This window comes from Actinomadura rubrisoli (assembly GCF_004349215.1).
GTDB classification, from domain to species: domain Bacteria; phylum Actinomycetota; class Actinomycetes; order Streptosporangiales; family Streptosporangiaceae; genus Spirillospora; species Spirillospora rubrisoli.
On the sequence record NZ_SMKU01000183.1, the window covers coordinates 1 to 18,608 of the forward strand.

18 protein-coding genes and 3 pseudogenes are annotated in these 18,608 nt (G+C 69.5%); 14 read left to right on the forward strand and 7 right to left on the reverse strand.

Features of this window, described 5'->3' with window-relative positions; all coding sequences use genetic code 11:
* Positions 1–325: hypothetical protein (locus E1298_RS28400; protein ID WP_207944883.1), on the reverse strand; the 325-nt coding region annotated here is incomplete at its 3' end.
* A gap of 486 nt (positions 326–811) precedes the next feature.
* Here E1298_RS28400 and E1298_RS28405 point away from each other — a divergent pair.
* The 4 genes from E1298_RS28405 (at position 812) to E1298_RS28425 (ending at position 4,207) form a co-directional block, all read left to right on the forward strand.
* On the forward strand, positions 812–1,507 hold the full coding sequence (locus tag E1298_RS28405; protein WP_131898595.1) for a response regulator transcription factor: 696 nt from the start codon (positions 812–814) through the stop codon (positions 1,505–1,507).
* The gene (locus E1298_RS28410) at positions 1,500–2,600 is read left to right on the forward strand and encodes a sensor histidine kinase (RefSeq protein ID WP_165975703.1); all 1,101 of its coding nucleotides are present in this window, start codon (positions 1,500–1,502) and stop codon (positions 2,598–2,600) included. The genes E1298_RS28405 and E1298_RS28410 overlap by 8 nt, the downstream gene beginning before the upstream one ends.
* A gap of 686 nt (positions 2,601–3,286) precedes the next feature.
* Positions 3,287–3,673 (forward strand): hypothetical protein, encoded by a 387-nt coding sequence (locus E1298_RS28420; protein ID WP_131898599.1) that lies wholly within the window; start codon positions 3,287–3,289, stop codon positions 3,671–3,673.
* An 18-nt stretch (positions 3,674–3,691) separates the two neighbouring features.
* Positions 3,692–4,207, forward strand: a complete 516-nt coding sequence (locus E1298_RS28425; protein ID WP_243725864.1) for a M15 family metallopeptidase — start codon at positions 3,692–3,694, stop codon at positions 4,205–4,207.
* A 41-nt stretch (positions 4,208–4,248) separates the two neighbouring features.
* Here the strand turns inward: E1298_RS28425 and E1298_RS28430 are convergent, their stop codons facing one another.
* Complete coding sequence (locus tag E1298_RS28430; RefSeq protein ID WP_131898603.1) at positions 4,249–5,154, reverse strand: LysR family transcriptional regulator; 906 nt, start codon at positions 5,152–5,154, stop codon at positions 4,249–4,251.
* A gap of 194 nt (positions 5,155–5,348) precedes the next feature.
* On the opposite strand from E1298_RS28430, the gene E1298_RS28435 reads away from it, so the two are divergent.
* Positions 5,349–6,509: an MFS transporter gene (locus tag E1298_RS28435; RefSeq protein ID WP_207944884.1), complete on the forward strand. Its 1,161-nt coding sequence runs from the start codon at positions 5,349–5,351 to the stop codon at positions 6,507–6,509.
* 189 nt (positions 6,510–6,698) lie between these two features.
* Complete coding sequence (locus E1298_RS28440) at positions 6,699–7,559, forward strand: alpha/beta fold hydrolase (RefSeq protein ID WP_131898605.1); 861 nt, start codon at positions 6,699–6,701, stop codon at positions 7,557–7,559.
* Between the two features lie 474 nt (positions 7,560–8,033).
* On the opposite strand, the pseudogene E1298_RS28445 reads toward E1298_RS28440, so the two are convergent.
* Positions 8,034–8,144: pseudogene (locus tag E1298_RS28445) on the reverse strand (LuxR C-terminal-related transcriptional regulator); the annotation flags it as partial.
* A gap of 144 nt (positions 8,145–8,288) precedes the next feature.
* Here E1298_RS28445 and E1298_RS52130 point away from each other — a divergent pair.
* The 5 genes and pseudogenes from E1298_RS52130 (at position 8,289) to E1298_RS28465 (ending at position 14,598) form a co-directional block, all read left to right on the forward strand.
* On the forward strand, positions 8,289–9,275 hold the full coding sequence (locus tag E1298_RS52130; protein ID WP_481726140.1) for a DUF4158 domain-containing protein: 987 nt from the start codon (positions 8,289–8,291) through the stop codon (positions 9,273–9,275).
* A gap of 379 nt (positions 9,276–9,654) precedes the next feature.
* Positions 9,655–11,480 (forward strand): annotated as a pseudogene (locus E1298_RS52135) (Tn3 family transposase); the annotation flags it as partial.
* Positions 11,481–12,071: 591 nt separating this feature from the next.
* Positions 12,072–12,698, forward strand: coding sequence for a dihydrofolate reductase family protein (locus E1298_RS28455; RefSeq protein ID WP_131898607.1), 627 nt, complete (start codon positions 12,072–12,074; stop codon positions 12,696–12,698).
* A 332-nt stretch (positions 12,699–13,030) separates the two neighbouring features.
* Positions 13,031–13,360, forward strand: coding sequence for a YciI family protein (locus tag E1298_RS28460; protein WP_131898609.1), 330 nt, complete (start codon positions 13,031–13,033; stop codon positions 13,358–13,360).
* On the forward strand, positions 13,357–14,598 hold the full coding sequence (locus E1298_RS28465; RefSeq protein ID WP_131898611.1) for an RNA polymerase sigma factor: 1,242 nt from the start codon (positions 13,357–13,359) through the stop codon (positions 14,596–14,598). Before E1298_RS28460 ends, E1298_RS28465 begins: the two co-directional genes overlap by 4 nt.
* A 154-nt stretch (positions 14,599–14,752) precedes the next feature.
* On the opposite strand, the pseudogene E1298_RS28470 reads toward E1298_RS28465, so the two are convergent.
* Positions 14,753–15,205, reverse strand: a pseudogene (locus E1298_RS28470) (recombinase family protein); the annotation flags it as partial.
* Between the two features lie 300 nt (positions 15,206–15,505).
* On the opposite strand from E1298_RS28470, the gene E1298_RS28475 reads away from it, so the two are divergent.
* Together E1298_RS28475 and E1298_RS28480 are read left to right on the forward strand one after the other, a co-directional pair.
* Positions 15,506–16,078, forward strand: a complete 573-nt coding sequence (locus E1298_RS28475; protein WP_207944886.1) for a recombinase family protein — start codon at positions 15,506–15,508, stop codon at positions 16,076–16,078.
* The gene (locus E1298_RS28480) at positions 16,075–16,341 is read left to right on the forward strand and encodes a hypothetical protein (protein ID WP_131898613.1); all 267 of its coding nucleotides are present in this window, start codon (positions 16,075–16,077) and stop codon (positions 16,339–16,341) included. Before E1298_RS28475 ends, E1298_RS28480 begins: the two co-directional genes overlap by 4 nt.
* A 118-nt stretch (positions 16,342–16,459) precedes the next feature.
* On the opposite strand, the gene E1298_RS28485 is transcribed toward E1298_RS28480, so the two are convergent.
* The 3 genes from E1298_RS28485 to E1298_RS49660 form a co-directional block, all read right to left on the reverse strand.
* Positions 16,460–16,831: a DUF4186 domain-containing protein gene (locus tag E1298_RS28485; RefSeq protein ID WP_131898615.1), complete on the reverse strand. Its 372-nt coding sequence runs from the start codon at positions 16,829–16,831 to the stop codon at positions 16,460–16,462.
* A gap of 29 nt (positions 16,832–16,860) precedes the next feature.
* Positions 16,861–17,268 (reverse strand): VOC family protein, encoded by a 408-nt coding sequence (locus E1298_RS28490; RefSeq protein WP_131898617.1) that lies wholly within the window; start codon positions 17,266–17,268, stop codon positions 16,861–16,863.
* A 174-nt stretch (positions 17,269–17,442) separates the two neighbouring features.
* Positions 17,443–17,724 carry a hypothetical protein gene (locus E1298_RS49660; protein WP_207944887.1) on the reverse strand — a complete coding sequence of 94 codons (282 nt, stop codon included), beginning with the start codon at positions 17,722–17,724 and terminating at the stop codon, positions 17,443–17,445.
* Between the two features lie 678 nt (positions 17,725–18,402).
* On the opposite strand from E1298_RS49660, the gene E1298_RS28500 reads away from it, so the two are divergent.
* On the forward strand, positions 18,403–18,608 hold a 206-nt coding region (locus tag E1298_RS28500), incomplete at its 3' end, for a transposase (protein ID WP_165975705.1).

Here is an 18,608-nt window from a genome sequence, read left to right on the forward strand (position 1 = left end):
TGAGGCTGAATGCGATGTTCTCCCCGTTGGGGATCCCCTTCTCCTTGTCGGCCATGCCGTAGCTGCGCGACAGCACCGTCCGGCCCCGGTGCGAAAGCAGCACCACCCCGGAGAACTTGCCGTCCGCGGCCAGCTTCGCCACGTACCGGTCGTAGGCGCCGCCAGGCCGGGTGTCCGGCGGAATCGGGCCGGTTGGGGCAGGGGCGGCGTGGCCGGGCTGCGCGCCCACCAGCTGCACACCAGGTGCCGCCACGCCGGCGGCCGCCAGCCCGCCCCAGCCGAGCAGCCGCCGCCGGTCGACGCCACCTACGGAATCCGAGTCCATGATCACGGTCCTCCCTGATCGACAAACCGACCGTTGATGCACTGTGGTCGGCGCCTCCACCCAAGACGGAGGACTGTTGCGGCGGCGTATGCGCTTTTCGATACGCCCGCGATACACCCGGTATCGAGGACTTGGCGCAAGCTGGCAGTGAGAGGTCGTGCCGGGGGGACCAGGCCGCCGACTTCGCCTGAGTGAATCCGCCGCCTTCGGCAGCGGCCCAGCACCGAGACCACTGCCGAGGGTGAGGCCGCGTAACGCCTCTCGCGGGTTGAGCCTGAAGGTCACCGGCGATTGACTGCTCACTGTTCGTGGTTAAATAGTCACTGTATGCCTCTCGGCGCTCGTGCCCTTGACGCAATGAGCAGCCCGCGGGGCCGCCGTCACGCGGGCGTCCAGACGTCGTGGCGGAGGCATCACGGTCACCGTGCCGGGGGCGTGTCCGGTTTGCATATGCTGGCTATATGCCGTGTTGCTTAGGCTTCAGGTATGCGCGTGTTGATCGTGGAGGACGAGCCCTACCTGGCCGAAGCCGTCCGTGACGGTCTGCGGCTGGAGGCGATCGCCGCCGACATCGCCGGCGACGGCGACACCGCCCTGGAACTGCTCAGCGTCAACTCCTACGACCTGGCGGTCCTGGACCGCGACATCCCCGGCCCGACCGGCGACGAGATCGCCCGCCGGATCGTCGCCTCCGGCAGCGGCATCCCGATCCTCATGCTCACCGCCGCCGACCGCATCGACGACAAGGCTTCGGGGTTCGAGCTCGGCGCCGACGACTACCTCACCAAGCCGTTCGAGCTCCGCGAACTCGTCCTGCGGCTAAGGGCACTGGACCGCAGACGCGCGCACACCCGGCCCCCGGTCAGCGAGATCGCCGGCCTGCGGGTGGACCCCTTCCGCCGGGAGGTCTTCCGCGACGGACGCTACATCGCGCTCACCCGCAAGCAGTTCGCCGTACTCGAAGTCCTCGTCGCCGCCGAAGGCGGTGTCGTTAGCGCCGAAGAGCTCTTGGAGCGGGCCTGGGACGCCAATGCCGATCCGTTCACCAATGCCGTCCGCATCACCGTCTCCGCCTTGCGCAAACGACTCGGCCAACCATGGCTGATCGCCACGGTGCCCGGCGTCGGCTACCGAATCGACACCGGCGATGACCCCGCCGACCCTGGCAGCACTCATGAATAGACGCCCGGGGCTGAGCGCCCGGCTGAAGCTCACGCTCAGCTACGCCGGGTTCCTCCTGCTCGCCGGCGTTGTCCTGCTGGCGGTGGTTTGGGGGTACCTGCTGCGCTACGCACCCGAGGTGATAACGACCCCCGAGGGGACGCTGGCGCGCTCCGTCCGCCTGCGCTTCGCCCCCGGCGTGGCCGTAGCGCTGGCCTTCCTGCTGGTGTTCGGCCTCGTGGGAGGGTGGCTCCTGGCCGGCCGGATGCTCGCACCCCTCACCCGGATCGCCGACGCGGCACGGATGACCGCGAACGGATCGCTGTCCCACCGAATCCGGCTACCGGGCCGCAATGATGAGTTCCGCGAACTCGCCGACGTGTTCGACACCATGCTCGAACAACTCCAATCCCACGTCGCCGAACAGCAACGATTCGCCGCCAACGCCTCCCACGAACTACGCACCCCACTGGCGATCTCCCAGACCCTCCTCGACGTCGCCCGCACCGACCCCACACAAGACCAAGGCGAACTCATCGAACGCCTCCACACCGTCAACACCCGCGCGATCGACCTCACCGAAGCCCTCCTGCTGCTCAGCCGCGGCGACCGCCGAAGCCTCACCCGCGAACCCGTCGACCTGTCCCTCATCGCCGAAGAAGCCACCGAAACGCTGCTCCCCCTCGCCGAGAAACGCCAGACCACCCTTGAGGTCACCGGCGAGAAGGCACAGACCACCGGCTCCGCAGCACTTCTGCTGCGGATGGTGACCAACCTGATCCAGAACGCCATCGTCCACAACCTCCCCACCGGCGGCACCGTAACCATCCACACCCAATCGCAGCACGACACGAGCGTGCTACAGGTCGAAAACACCGGCCACCCCGTCCCACCAGAACTCCTACCGACCCTCACCGAACCCTTCCAACGCGGAACACAACGCACACGCACCGACGAACACGCCGGCGTCGGCCTCGGCCTGGCCATCGTGCACAGCATCGTCCAAGCACACGACGGCACCCTCGACCTCACACCCCGCCCCACCGGCGGCCTCCTCGTCACGATTCGGCTTCTCCGCATGCCGCAGGCATCGTCCGCGAATGGGGCCCGCTAGATCGTTGATGGGAGACTCGGTGGCCGACTCCGCGAGGGAGACTCCGCAGGTGGCGTGGCCGCCGCCGCGCGAACTCGGGCGCTGGTCTGCTCGCTCCTGAGCCTGTCCCGGCGGTTGGCCAGGCCATGCCCTCGCGGATGCGCAGCGGCCCAGGTTGGCCTCGAACTCAGCGACCAGGGCCGGCAGGCGGCCGAGCGGGTCCTTCCCTTCGTGGACGCCGGCGCTGAGGCGGAACAGCGCGGCCCGGTCGACGCGCCAGACCGCCGCGAGGGCCTGGTCCGGGCCGCTGCGATTGCGCCGAGAGGCCCTGGTCGATAAGGATCCGGTCTTCTGGGACGCCGAGCACGAGGGGCTGCTCGGCTTGGACGATCACGTCTGGTCGTCGGTGGACGCCCGGCAGTGCGATGTTCAGGACGAGCCGTCCAGCACCTGGAGTAGCCGGGCCGCCGCGATCATCAGCGGCGGGACCATCTCACTGCCGGCTCGCACCGGTTCCTTGATACCGGGGATTCCCCATATCACGGGCGTATCGAAAATCGCATACGCCACCGCAACGATCTCCCGCCTTCCATGGAGGCATGGACCACAGCGCATCACTGTCAGCGCCGGCCCGTCCGGGCGTCCCGGCGGCACCGGCATCGGGTCCTGCAACGGTCGGTTCGTCGCTCAGGAAGGGGATCGTGATCATGGACTCGAATCCCGTACGTGGTGTCGACCGGCGGCGGCTGATCGGACGGGGCACGCCAGCGGCCGCCGACATGGTCGCGGCCGGGGCACCGCTCATAGGCGCTCAGCCCGGCCACGCGGAGATCCTGCGCAAGGATCCGAAGAACGCGCACGCGGCCGGTGGACGGGGCGGTCTCGTCCCGGCCGGTGGCCGGGACGAGACCGCCCTGCCGTCCAACCGTTTCGCCGACGTCGAGAAGTCCGTCGCCGCGCGCATGGCACCGGCCGAGAAGCAGTACAAGACCAACCAGGGCGACTGCTACGTGCGGCGGGGCCGGTATGCCAAGGGCGCTCCGCTGATTCGGACGGCCGGCAAGGAACCCTACGCCGAGCACCTTCCGCGGTGAGTGATGGCGAATCCATCCTTGGCGATCAAAGTGCGCGTCCTGGCGTCCCTCACTCGGCTCGTCGCGGTGCTGCTGGTACCGATCGCCGTCTGCCGCGCACCGGGCCGCGCCCGCTTCCTGGCCTGCCAGTGGGCGTTGGGCCTGCGCTTCCCCGCCGAGGATCTCCGCGGGCTGGCGCCGGAAACGCTGGCGGCGTTCATGCACGCGCGGACCGAGGCGTTCTGGCGCGACGGCCAGCTGATCGGCCTCACCTCGGGATACCGCGACGCTGCGGAACAGTACCGGCTCTTCACCGAGGAGGTGTGGCGCACCGGCTCGGTCTCGGCGGCGCGGCGCCGGGTGCTGCCACCGGAGGAGTCCAGCCACGTGCGGGGGCTCGCGCTCGACGTCCGGCCGACCGAGGGCGCGCGCTGGCTCGAACGGCACGGTGGACGGTACGGGCTCTACCGCGTCTACGACAACGAATGGTGGCACTTCGAGTACCGCACGGTCGAGCCGGTCCGGCTGCCGCATCCGGACGCGCGCGTCCGCTAGGCAGGTTGAGCCGGGCCGCACGCGCCGCACCCTGGCTGTGGTCAGATGCGTCCGGCTGGGGCCTGCTTGGTCAGGTCGGCTGCAACCTCGGTGGCGATCTCGATCGCCCGTACGGCCAGTGGGGACTGGGAGGATGTGGCCGGCCAGTGGAGGTAGACCCCGCGGGTCGGCGCGGGCCGCAATTCGTGGATCGCGAGCCGGTCGTCGGACTGGACGTCGGATCCGTGGAGGGCGAGCCACGGCAGCACCGCCCATCCCAGCCCGGCTCGCACCATCGACAGGATCGTCTCGTTGCCCGGGGAGCGGAAGACGATCCGCGGCCGTGCGTCGGCATCGGCGAGCGCCTGATCCATCCACACCTGGTCGCAGGCCGCATGGCAGCCCACCACCGGTTTGCCGTCGAGCCGCTTCAGCGGTACCGGGCCGTCGGGAAAGTCGCGGGGACGGGTGACCAGATAGTAGGGATCGTCGACCAGCTTGACGCGCTCGACGTCGCCGTCGACCGGTCGGTCGTAGAACAGCAGGTCCAGGTCGCCGATCTGTGGATCCTCCGGCACATCGGACAGCCTGATGTCGCAGCCGGGGTGCTCGTCCCGCAGTCGACGCACGACCGCCGGCAGGATCACGTTGGACACGCTCTGGAACGTGCCGATGTCGATCCGGCCATCGCCGGCCTTGAACCGCTCGACGGCGTCCGCCAGCGCCTCGGCCTTCGCCAGCAGGTCGCGTCCCTGTTCGAGGATCACGGTGCCGAGCGGCGTGAGCCGTACCGGCCTGGGACCGCCGGGCCGCTCGAACACCGGGCCGCCAACGGACTTCTCCAACGCGGCGACCTGCTGGCTGATCGTCGACTGCGTGTAGCCGAGCCGCGCGGCCGCCCGTCCGAACGTGCCCTCCTCGACGACGGCGGCCATCGTCGCCAGGTGCCGCAGCTCCACATCGACCACGGGCCCGAGCATAGCCGATAGCGATCGATATGATCGGAAACAATCGCTTTTCCCGATGCGAACGCGGATCTACCGTCGTGGACATGACGATCCACAGCACTCGGGCACCTGTCACGCCGGCGATCGAACTCCGACCGCCTCGGGCGCGGTTGAGGCAATCGACCCTGGTATGGGCGCTCACGGCAACGCATTTCGTGAGTCGGGCCGGCGGGGTGGCGCGGTCGTTCCTGGTGCTCTATCTGACCCAGGAGCGGGGGCTCTCACCGACGACGGCCGGGGCGGTGGTCGCGGCGGTCGGCGTCGGAGATGTCGGGTCGCAGCTGTTGGGCGGCTGGCTGGGCGACCGAATCGGTCGGCGCCACACCATGCTGGTCGGGTTCTTGGGCACGGCCGTCGCGCTGATCGCGCTCGGCTCGGCGGAAACGATGCCGGCGATCTACGCTGCGGCCGTCGGTGTCGGGCTGATGGCGGAGCTGTTCCGCCCGGCGGGATCGGCTGCCGTGGCGGACCTGCCCGTGCGGGAGCGGGTCCGAGCGTTCGGTCTGCTCTTCTGGGCGGCCAATCTCGGCTTCACGGTCTCGACGGTGGCCGCTGGTGTCCTGGTCCAATACGGGTACGGCATCCTGTTCTGGATCAATGCGTCGGCCTCGGTCCTCGCGGCGCTGATCGTGTGGCGGCGCGTCCCCGAGACCCGTCCGTCGACGCCGATGGCGACCCGGCGGGCCCTGCTCCCGGTCCTCCTGCGCGATCCGCTGATGCTCACCATGGCGGCGATCCACGTCGTCTACTTCGCAACGTTCCTGCAGTCGTTCTCGACGCTCCCGCTCGTCATGGCGAGCGACGGCCACGGGCCAGGGACGTACGGTGCGGTGCTCGCCCTGAACGGGATCGTGATCGTCGTCGTCCAGCCGATTGCGATACGGCTCCTCGACGGTCGCGACAGAGCCTCGGTTCTGGCGGCGTCAATGCTGCTGGGCGGCATCGGCAGCGGGCTCGGCGCTGTTGTGCACAGCGGCGCCGGCCATGCCGGGGCGATCCTCGTCTGGACCCTCGGCCAGATCGGCGTCGCCGTCATGTTCGGCGCCACCTTCGCCGACCTCGCGCCGGCCGACCTGCGCGGCCGGTACATGGGCGTCGCCTCCACCACCTGGAGCCTAGGCGCCGTACTGGGACCGCTGCTCGGCACCGCGCTGCTCGACCACGCCGGACGAACCGCGCTGTGGGCGGCATGCTCGGCGACCGGGCTCGCGCTGTTCGCCGCGCAGCAGGCCGTCGCCCCGGCACTGCGCCGCCGGACCGCCGCTGCGGCGTACGACGTCCGTCCCACTGATCCGGCAACGCCCACCCCGGCCTGACCAACCTGGGTTGCCGATGTAACCGCGAAGGAACGCGGGACCGACACCGCCCGCGACCGGTCCAGGTCGACGGCGATTCACCCGGCAGCGGCGTCACTCAAACCGCGACAACTGACCGTGCCTCTCCTGCGACGGTCTCCGGCCCGGGGTACGAGATTCTCTTTACATGTAACTATCTGGAGGTATGTGATGTCGACCAGTGAGCGGATCGTCAAGGCCAACGGTGTGGAGCTGTGCGTGGAGTCGTTCGGCGACCCGGCCGATCCGGCCGTGCTGCTGATCCATGGCGCGGGCCATTCCCTGTTGGCGTGGGACGAGGAATTCGTCGGACGGCTCGTAGCCGGGGGCCGGCAGGTGATCCGGTACGACAGAAGGGACGCGGGCCGTTCGACGGGCAGCCCGGCAGGATCACCCGCGTACGGGCTCGGCGACCTGGTCGCCGACGCGGCCGCGCTGCTCGACGCGCTCGGCATTACCGCCGCGCACGTCGTCGGCATGTCGCAGGGTGCCGCGGTCGCCCAGCTCCTGGCCCTTGACCACGCCGACCGGGTGGCCTCCCTCACCCTCGCCTCCTCCACACCCGGCGGCCCCGGCCACCACCACCCCGACCTGCCCGCGATGTCGCGGGAGATCCAGGAGTTCTTCGCCAACGAGCCCGACTGGTCCGACCGGGCCGCGGTCATCGACTACCTGGTCGAGGCCGAACGCCCCTTCGCCGCGCACTCCCGTCCGTTCGACACCGACGGCATGCGGGCGGCGGCCGAGCGCGTCGTCGACCGCACCGCCGACATCGCCGCGCAGCTGACCAACCCGTTCATGATCGACGCGAGCGAGCCCTGGCGCGGGCGGCTCGGCCACATCGGCGCTCCGACGCTGGTGCTGCACGGCACCGAAGACCCGCTCTTCCCGATCGGCCACGGCCGCGCGCTCGCGGCCGAGATCCCCGGCGCCCGCTTCGTCCCCCTGGAGCAGACCGGCCACGAGGTCTTCCCCCGGCACCAATGGGACGTTGTCATCCCGGCGATCCTCGATCACACCGCGGCTGACTAACCGGCAGCCGTTGGCGCCGAGAATGATCTCGGACCAAGGGCCGGCTGGAACGTTCGTCCCGCAGCATTGATCACCATGAGTTGCGGGTCGTCCCGGACAGGGCGCGGGTCTCGGAGCTGGAGCGGTGGCGGTAGGGCGCCCAAGCGGCAGTCGGGGCCGGTCGCGCCGCAGCCGGGTGGGGGTGATGGCTGGGGCGGCCTGCGACGGGCACAAGGTAGCGCCCAGGGTATTCAGGCCGCATACCAGCACACCCTTGCCCCGCGATCTTGATGTGACCGAACTCGGTGCCCTGCTTGCGGGCCGGGAATGCCCGCCGCTATATCGAGTCCACGTCCACAAACGTCACCGTCTCCGCGCCGGGCAGCAGCGGGATGTGCGCGGCCAGCCGCGTGAAGCCGCCGACGACCTCCGGGTATCGGACTAGGGCAGGCAGTCGATGCCGCCGTCGCGGGCGGCGTGGGCCAGGCCCGTCCTCTAGGCGATGACGACGAGTTGCGCCCGGTCGCGGGCCTCCAGCTTCGTCATGCCGCGCTGGACGTGGGCGCGGACGGTCAAGGGGCTGAGGAACATCCGCTCGGCGATCTCCTACTTCGGGGTTGAGGAATCCAGGAACAGTGGTTGGCGCTGAGAATGATCTTGGTGGCCGTGCGGGTGGTTGGAACGTTCGCTTTGTAACGTGTCGGTCGCTGCGGGTTGGTTACTGGTGGGTCGGTCCTATTTTGCGGTGCTATGCCGGTGGAGTTCTTGTCTGATGAGCAGGTTGCGGCGTACGGCACGTTCACGGTGGTGCCGTCGTTGTCGGACCTGGAGAAGTTCTTCTTCCTCGATGCGTTCGATCGCGATGTGATCGCGCAGTCCCGGGCTGATGCGCACCGCCTGGGGGTTGCCGTCCAGATCTGCACGGTTCGCCATCTCGGTTTGTTTCTGGAGGATCCCTTGGCGGTGCCGTGGCCGGTGGTGGACTACCTGGCCGAGCAGCTGGGGATCGGTGATGCGTCGGCGGTGAAGAAGTACGCCGAGCGGCCCAAGACCGCCTACGAGCATGCGTGGATGATCCGGGACGCCTACGGGTTCGTGTCCTTTGGCGATCGGGAGAGCTGGGAGGCCCGCCAGCTCAACAAGGGGTTCTTGACGTTTCTGTACGGCCGGGCATGGACGCACGCGGAGGGGCCGGTGGCGTTGTTCGACCAGTCGGTGGCGTGGCTGCGCCGGCACCGGGTGCTGCTGCCGGGGGTTCGGGTGCTGGAGCGGCTGGTGGCCAGCGTGCGGGAGCAGACCGACGACCGTTGCAACGCGGTGGTGGCCCCGTCAGGCGGTCCGGGCCGATCCGGTGCTGCCGTCGCGGCTGGCCGAGCTACCGGTGGTTGCGCCGGGCAGGCGGCTTTCGCGGCTGGAGGAACTGCGCCAGTCGCCCACGCGCACGTCGGGCACCGAGATGGTGCGGGCGCTGCGGCGGGTGGACGAGCTGGGCGCGTTCGAGCTGGGCCGGGTGCGGGTGGACAAGGTGCCGGTCAGGCGGATGAAGACCCTGGCCCGCTATGGGGCGGGCAGCAAGGCCCCGACGCTGGCGAACCTTGCCGAGCCGCGCAAGGCGGCGACGCTGCTGGCGGTGACGCGGAGTCTGGAGGCGCAGGCGATCGACGATGTGCTGGATCTGTTCGCGTTGTTGATGGCGACGAAGCTGATCAGCCCGGCCCGCCGCAAGTCCGCCGATGAGCGGTTGCGGATGCTGCCGGCCCTGGAGCGTGCCTCGCGGGTGGTGGCCCGTGCGGGCAAGGTGCTGGCCGCCCAGCTCGACCTGGTCGCCGAGACGAACGCCGACCTGGACCCGGCGGCGGTGTGGAACGCGGTCGCCGATCAGACCGGGGCCACCAAAGAGCAGGTCCTGGCCGCGTTGGCCGAGGTGGAGGTGCTGGTTCCTGAGGATGACGGCGCGGCGGAGGCGGCGATGCGGTCGGCGTTGGCCGACAAGTACAACACCGTCCGCCCGTTCCTGGAACTGCTGGGTGAGTCCAGGGCGTTGGCCGCGGCGCCGGGCGGGGTTCGGCTGCTGAAGGCGGTGCGGGCGTTGCCGAAGCTGACGCGGCGGCAGGTGGGCAAGAAGCCGCTGCTGCCCAAGGAGGTCGGCGCCCATCTGGTGGGCCGGGCGTGGAAGCGCGCGGTCTATTCCAACCCGGACCTGCCGGAGGGGGCGGTGGACCGTGACGCGTATGTAGTGTGCGTGCTGGAGCATCTGCACCGTGCTCTGCAGGTGCGGGACGTGTTCGCCATGCCGTCGCTGCGGTGGAGCGACCCGCGGGCCCCACCTGCTCGCCGGGCCCGCGTGGCAGGCCGTCGCCGAAGACGTGCTGGCGTCGCTGTCGCTCACCGACCCGGTCGCCGAGCACCTGAACAGCAGGGCCAGGGCACTGGACGCGGCGTGGAAGCAGATGGCCGCCCGCCTGGAGGAGGCGGGCGATGAGTCCCTGGTGAAGGTCGTCGTCTCACCCGACACCTCGGCCCAGCCGGGCCGGGACCGGCTGGTGGTGGAGCCGCTGGGGGGCGCTGGGCGAGTCAGACATCCTCAAGGAGCTGCGGGCGGTGTGTCAGGCGATGCTGCCCCGCGTCGACCTGCCCGAGCTGCTGCTGGAGGTCCATGAGTGGACGGGGTTTCTGGATGCCTACACCCACCTGGCCGACATTTCCACCCGGATGGACGACCTGTACATCTCGCTGGTGGCGCTGCTGGTGAGCGAGGCGTGCAACGTCGGGTTCCCTCCGGTGATCAAGCCGAATGAGCCGGCGCTGACGCGGGGCCGGCTGTCGCACATCGATCAGAACTACGTGCGCGCCGAGACCCACGCCGCGGCGAACGCGGTGCTGATCGAGGCGCAGGCCGGTGTGCCGATCGTGTCGGCGTGGGGTGGCGGGCTGCTGGCGTCGGTGGACGGGCTGCGGTTCGTGGTCCCGGTCCGCACCATCAACGCGGGTCCCTCTCCCAAGTACTTCGGCTACAAGCGGGGGATCACCTGGCTGAACGCGGTCAACGACCAGATCGCCGGGATCGGGCAGATGGTGGTGCCGGGCACCCCGCGTGACTCGCTGTACATCCTGGACTGTCTGATCAACCTGGACGCCGGGCCCAAGCCGGAGATGGTCACCACCGACCAGGCCAGCGACAGCGACATGGTGTTCGGGATCTTCTCGATGCTCGGGTACCGGTTCGCGCCCCGCTTCGCCGATCTCGGCGACCAGCGGTTCTGGCGCGCCGACCTGCCTGGCGACAGCACCGGCGGCGGCGTGGGTGACTATGGGCTGCTGGAGCAGGTCGCCCGGCAGAAGATCAATCTGAAGAAGATCGCCGAGCAGTGGCCGGACATGCTCCGGGTCGCCGGGTCCCTGGTGACCAACCAGGTCCGCGCCTACGATCCGCTGCGCATGTTCGCCCGAGGCGGGTATCCGACGCCGCTGGGGCGGGCGTTCGCCGAGTACGGCCGGATCGACAAGACCCTGCACCTGCTGTCGGTGCTGGACCCGATCGACAACACCTACCGCCGCACCCTGGGCCGTCAGCTCAGCGTTCAGGAGTCGCGGCAACGGCTCGCCCGCAGGATCTGCCACGGCGGCGGAGGGAAGATCCGCCAGGCCTACCGGGAAGGCCAGGAGGACCAGCTCGCCGCACTCGGCCTGGTCGTCAACGCCGTCGTGCTGTGGAACTCCACGTACCTGTCGGCGATCATCGACCACCTGCGCGCGGCGGACTGGACCTCCAGTGAGGGCGTCGGGGTGACCGACGAGAACGTGGCCCGCCTGTCCCCGCTCGGCCACGCCCACCTCAACTGCCTGGGCCGCTACGCCATCACCCCGTCGACCCCCAGCCAGGGACTCCGGCCGCTGCGCTCACCCGCCGACGGTCACGACGACGAAGAGGAGATGGACTGACCGGCCCCGCCAGCAGCGGACGCCGCAGCGCGGAGAAGGGCGCTGCCGTTGCGCTGAGATCTTCGAGAGCCTGCGCCACATCAGGTGGCAGACTGATTGACCAGCTTGATCTCGATGGCCAGCACGCCGAGCGCTTCCTTCCCCGGGCCGTAGATGCGGCCGATGTTGGCGAGCTACTGGTCGCGGGGGCCTTCTGGATCTCACCCTGTCAGCTCCTTCGGTATCCACCTTCCGGTATCCGGCAGCTCCTCGAAACTGGCGAGCCGGGCGCCGCGCCTGACGCGGCACCGGATTCCGGTCGCCGGCGCAACACCCATCAGCAACGGCCAGCTCCTCGGCCGGTCTTGTCGACGTGCGGCCCGCGTGGGGCGCTGGTGACCTGGTGGTCGGCAACACTGAGCGGGCCACAGGCCCGACAGTGCGGCGGTCATTTCCCGGAACCACCTGGCTGTCGGGTCGCTCACAACCGGCGCGTACCAGAAGATCTTCGAAAGAAATCCGGGCGGCGGTGTCGGATCGGGGTGCTGGTGTTCGTGGCATGGGTGAGAGGCCGCCCACGAGGGGCCGCCCAAGGAGAAGGGAACCGCGATCATGAAACTGACGACTATCACGCACGTCACTGTCGATGGCGTGATGCAGGGACTCGGCGGGCCGGACGAGGACCGCACGGGCGGATTCGAGCGGGGCGGCTGGGCCTTGCCGCTGTTCGACAACGAGGTCCAGACGTTCCTCGGCCAGGCCTTCCAGCGCGCCGACGCGTTCCTGTTCGGCCGGCGGACCTACGAGATCTTCGAACGCTCGTGGGGAACCGGCTCCTGGGGGGCAGAGCAGGGCGACAACCCGATCTCAGTGGCAGTGAACACGCGGCCCAAGTACGTGGCATCGACCACGCTCACCGACCCGCAATGGGCGGACACGACCGTCCTGTCCGGTGACATCGCGGCCGCCATCGGCGAGCTGAAGACCAAGCCGTCCGGTGAGCTGCAGGTGCACGGCAGCGGCAACCTGGTCCGCTGGCTGCTGGACAACCAGCTGGTCGACGAGATCACCCTGCTCACCTATCCCGTGGTCGTCGGCCAGGGCACACGGCTGTTCCCCGCCACCGGCCCGGACACAGCACTGGACCTGGTCGACTCGCGAGCCACCTCGAATGGCGTGACGATCCAGGTCTACCGGCCCAGCGGGCGCCCGCAGTACGCGACCGCCACCACGACCTAAGTGGCGCGGTCAGCGAGAGTCGATCATGGATGGGTGCGGGTTGCAGCGTGGACAGCTGGGGCCTGGTAGCCGGGCCCTTCGACCCATCGCCGCGAGCGCCGTCCCTGCTCCGTTAGTCGAGGGCAGGGACGGCGTTCTTCACATCCAGGGGTCCAGGCTACGAATCATCGGACGGGATACCGTCGCTATCGGACCGCATGGTCACAACCGGCATACCAGAACGTCCTCGAAAGACATCCAGGAGGCGGTGTCGGATCGGGGCAGCGGTGTTCGTGGCAAAGGAGAGACGCCGCCCACCAGGGACGCCCAACCCACAGGAGATGATCCATACGATGCAATACCTGGTATCCGTGATCGACGACAAGACCGGCTCCGCCACCCCGGCCGAGATGGCGGCCATCAACGCCTACAACGACCGGCTTCAGGCCGAGGGCCACTGGGTCTTCGCCGGCGGCCTCGCCTCGCCCGAGGCGGCCACCGTCATCGACAACCGCGATGGCGAGGCGATGTTCACCGACGGGCCCTTCCTGGAGTCCAAGGAGTACATGGCCGGCTTCTGGATCATCGAGGCCCCCGACCTCGACGCGGCGCTCAAGCTCGCCGCCGACGGGTCCAAGCACTGCAACCGGAAAGTCGAGGTGCGGCCGTTTCTGGGCGAGTGAGCGGGGTCGACGTCCGGGAGGCGCTCGCGCGGGCCCAGCAGGAGGAGTGGGCGCGGGTGGTGGCCTCCCTGGCCAGGCGTTTCGGTGACCTGGACGTGGCCGAGGAGGCGGCCGGTGAGGCGTTCGCGGCCGCCGTGGAGCGGTGGCCGGTCGACGGTGTGCCGCCCAATCCCGGCGGCTGGCTGACCACCACCGCCAACCGCAGGGCCATCGACCGGATCCGGCGCGAGAGCAAGCGCGGCGGCAGGCACCAGGAGGCTCGGATGGTGTACGGCGACGACCTGCCCGAGCCCGTCGGCGTCATCGACGACGACCGGCTCCGGCTGGTCTTCACCTGCTGTCACCCGGCGCTGGCGATGCGGTCCCGGGTGGCGCTGACGCTGCGGATGGTCGGCGGTCTGACCGTGCCCGAGATCGCCCGCGCCTTCCTGGTGGCCGAGAGCGCCATAGGGCAGCGGATCACCCGCGCGAAGGCCAAGATCAAGGCGGCTCGCATCCCCTATCGGGTGCCGTCCGCCGAGGATCTCCCGGCGCGCGTCTGCGGCGTGCTGGCCGTGCTGTACCTGGTGTTCAACGAGGGCTATCTGGCCACCGGCCCCGGCACCGATCCGGTGCGTCCCGGCCTGACCGCCGAGGCGATCAGGCTGACCCGCCTGGTCCGCGCCCTGCTGCCGGACGACGGTGAGGCGGCCGGGCTGCTGGCGCTGATGCTGCTCACCGAGGCCCGCCGCACCGCCCGGGTCTCGGCCGGCGGTGAGCTGGTCACCCTGGCCGAGCAGGACCGCGGGGCCTGGGACGCGGCGCTGGTCGCCGAGGGGCACCGGCTGGTGCGCGAGCGCCTGGCCGCTGCCGCCGCCGGGGAGGCTCCGGGGCGCTACCAGATCCTCGCGGCGATCAACGCCGTGCACACCAGCGCCCGCGACATCCGCGACACCGACTGGTCGCAGGTCGTCGCCCTCTACGACCGGCTCGTCCGCCTGGACCCCTCGCCGATCATCGCCCTCAACCGGGCCATCGCCCTCGCCGAGCTCGACGGCCCGCAGGTGGCGCTGGCGGCCGTCGACGCTCTTGAGCACGGGTTGGCCGGCTATCACGCCTACCACGCCACCCGCGCCGACCTGCTGCGCCGGCTGGGCCGCGGTCATGAGTCGCGCGCGGCCTACGACAAGGCCATCGACCTGGCGGGCAACACCGCCGAGACCGCCTACCTGACCCGCCGCCGCGACCAGCTGATGTAGTGCCCGCCGCCCGTGCATGCGTGGAGATGGCCCCGGCAGTCGACGAGAAGGCGCTTGCCTCCCGCTCCACTACGGCGTAGCGGGGCCAGCCGTCCTCATGGGCCCGGGACTCCTATAGCTACGGCGAGCCGCAAGGTGGGTGGTGTTCCGTGGTCTACCTAGGGTCTTCTGCGCCGTGGATGATGCGGTGGATGGTGGAGCGGCCGACGCTGTATTCGGTGGCGAGGTCGGCGAGGGAGACTTCGCCTTTGGCGTAGCGGCGACGGATGGATCGTCGGGCGGGTGCGGGGAGCTTGGGCTGCTTGCCCTTGAGCTTGCCGTTCTTCTTGGCCAGGGCCATGCCTTCGCGGGTGCGCTGGTGCCCGATGTTGGCTTCGAACTCGGCGACCATGGCGAGGGTCTGCAGGAACAGTCGGCCGAACGGGTCGCTCCAGTCGTGGATGGTTGCGCCGACGCCGAACAGGACACCCCGGCCGGACAGCCCAGTGAGGATCTCGTTGGCTTCGGCCATGTTGCGGGCGAACCGGTCGAACTTGGTGACGGTGAACACCGACCCGTCCCAGACGGCGGCGAGGGCCTGGTCGAGGCCGGCGCGGTTGCGGCGGGTGGTGCCGGAGAAGGGGGTCGACCAGCATCCGAACGAAAATCCGCGCTAGTGGGTCGTCGCGGCTGACGGTGGCGTGACTTTTCGTTCGGATGCGTCTGGTGGCGAGCGTCGCTGATGCAGCGGCGGGGGCGGAATCGGTTGACTCCGCCCCCTCGGCCGATCCAATCAGAATGTCGTGCCCGACCTGGCGAAACGGGCTGCCTATCCACTCGGATCCGATCCAGACTTCCGCCTCCCCATTTCGCCCCTATGATGGCCGCCAAGGCATCCTGGGCGACCTGGAAAGAGACGGGATCGGGCATGGCCGACCGGATCTACCTGCGGCACTCCACCGACAAGCAGACCGACGCCCGCCAGCGGCGCGCCCTGGCCGCACTGCTCGCCGCCGGCGCCCCCGCCTACGAGGACCCCGCCACCTCCAGCCGTCAGCTCTCCCTGGACCGTGCGGGATTCACCCGGCTCCTGCACGAGGCCGCCGTCGGCGACACCATCCGTATCGCCGACGCCGCTCGCCTGTTCCGCTCGGTCGCCGACATCCTCGCCCTACGCCCGGTCCTGGCCCGCCGGGGCCTGCACCTCCGGGTCGAAATCCGGGCTCCTGTCGGGGATCTCAGACGACCCCGGCACCAAGACCTCCGGCAAGAGCCTCGGCCGCCCCACAGCCCTCGGCACCGGCCAGGCCGCCGAGGTCGTGGAGGCCTACCGGAGCGGCACCGCGATCAAAGCCCTCGCCCGACAACACCACGTCGCCCCCAAGACCATCCGTCGCATCCTGGACAACGCCCGCGCCCGCGAACTGCCCGACCAACTCGACACACTTCCGGCCCGCAGGTGAACCGGCCGACGCTCCAACGCCGCCGGGCCCAGCGGTGACGCTCGATCTCCCCGGTCTGCTCGCCGACCACCTGAACGCAGCCGGAGATGACGCCGTCCGCCAGGCCCTCGGCGCCGGGCGGACCATCCGCCGTGGCCAGGGCCACACGGTCCGCGTCACCGCCCCGATCGCACTGCACCGTGCCGCATTGCGGCAGAGCGGCGCCTTCGCCGCCGAGGGCGCCAGACCAGCCGCGCGCAAAGCGCACCGGGTGTACGCCACCCGGATCACCGCCGCCGAACAGCAACCGCCGAACGGGTGATTTTCGGAGCTTGAGGCACAGAACCCTGAGCAGACACATTCGCGCACCTGAAACATCGTGTCGCCTGCAGATCTCAGTGACAGCCCCGCAGTCAGCCCGTTGTGGCGCCTCGACCCGGTCACGGCGGCGGGCGGTGGGGGGCGTACTGCCCCACGATCCATCGGCAGATCGCTTCCACGACATAGCCTTGCTCGGCGTCGTCGAGCGCATGCCCGGCGGAGATGCCGTGCCAGCGTGCCAGGCAGGTGCGGCAGCACGTCGCGGTGGCGTGCTGCGCGACGAACACGGGATGCCCGCGATAGGGCGTCTGACGGCCGTCGTTACGCGGTTCGGCCGGGGCCAGCCTGCGCTCGACCAGCTCCGCGGCGTGTCTGCGGACGGTTGTGATGCCGCGCAGGTCGACCACCGCACGGTCCCGGCCACAGAGCCGGAACCTGGCGCGGAAGTGATCCTGCCCGATCCGGTGCAGCCTGGCATCCAACCCATGCATCACCGGTCCGGGGCTCCTTCCGTGGTCGATCAGGACTGCTCCTGGCTGATGTTGACCATCCAGGTGATGCCGAACTGGTCCATGAGCGAGCCGGCTTCATCACCCCACAACTGCTTCTCCAAGGGCAACGTCACAGTGCCGCCGACCGACAGCCTCTCGAAGTAGCCGCGGAGTTCGGCGCCGGCGCCGCCCAGGAAGACCGCAACGTTGTTGCCCGGGGCGTGGGGCATCTCTTCCCGGACGTCCCAACCCATCAGCGTGTAGCCGTCCTGGGTGCGGAGCGTGGCATGCATGATCTTGTCGGCGGATGCGTCCGGCGAGCCGAACTCGGCGTACGTGCCCATCTCCACCTGGCCGCCCAAGACGTCGTGGTAGAACTTCATCGCCTGCCGCGCGTTCCCGTTGAAAGCCAGGCACGGGTTGAGTTGAGACCCCATCTGATGCTCCTTCGTGTGAATGAATCGCGAACGGCCAGGACCGCAGCAGCGGGCACCAACGGTTATCCGAACCCGGCCGTGCTCGACCGTCCGAGGTTCGGGCCCCGCGGGAACTGCTTACGCGCCTAGACCCCCGTATGAGTGACCGCTCAGGGTGCCTGAGGGGTCACGCCGTTAAGCCTCCCAACGAATCACGACATCCTGTGTCGTGTATCTCGGCGGAATCTTCGTATGCGCGCCCGACCGGTCGGCGCGCTGGTCCTCTGCCGCCGCAGCCCGGTCGGCTGTCCGCGTCGAGGCTGGACCGCGAGTTGGAGGTAGGTAATGATTGGTGAGGGTGGAAGCGATGTTGCGGGTGCGGGCCACGTCTCGCTCGCCCAGCGTGCGCGTGGCGGTTTCGTCAAAAAAGGGCGAGGCGCCCGAGTACGCCTTTGCCGATGCGACGACGAAGTCCACCACCGCGGCGGAATCGGCGGGGTCCGGGTCAGCGGGGGTGTTGCTGGTGAGCTCGTCCGACGATGGTGGGAGGGCCGTCTCCGGCTAGGGCTCCACCACGCAAGATCTTCCTGCTGCGGCAAGCAGTCCGCAGCCACTCCCACTCGCGGAACGGGCGATCGAGATGGCCGTAGACGTCGTAGCCGAGATCACCGAGCGCGCGTGACCGGCTGCTAACCCGAACGTGAGCAGCTGCCAGGCATTGGGCAACGTGTGGGACGAGGCGGCAATGACCAGCGACGTAGCTCGCGCGGTACCCACACTGGGTGAGACCGGCCGCACCACCGGCAAGATTGTCACGCCCTGGCCCACCTCGCTGCCTCAGCCCTGTGGAGCGCGGGCGAGGTGACGGCGCAGTCGAGCAACACCTGTAGGGCCGGCCCGACAGGCTAGGGCGGCGGACTTTGTCTTCGGCGTGCCGGATGGTCGCCCGGGTTGGGCGGGGATGGTCGCGTAGCCGGGTGGCGATGACGCACGGCGGACGTGCCGGTTCGGAAACGCGGCTCTTGGCCGTTTGTGGTGTGGGATGGCAGGTCTCGTTTGCGCTTCCCCTGAGATCGTGGAGACCGAATCTGAAGAGAAGGTTGAGTCGTGGGAGTCAGGAAGCGCGGGTTTGACCCGGAGTTCCGGGCGGGAGCCGTGCGCATCGTTCGGGAGACCGGCAAGCCCGTCGCGCAGGTCGCGCGGGACCTGGGGATCAACGAGTACACGCTCCACGACTGGGTGAGGCTGGACCGTGAGCACAACGGCGAGGCCGGTGGTCAGACCGGGGGTGGTGCGTTGAGCGGGTCTGATCGTCAGGAACTGGCCGGGTTGCGGCGGCTCAAGGCCGAGATGGCCGGCGA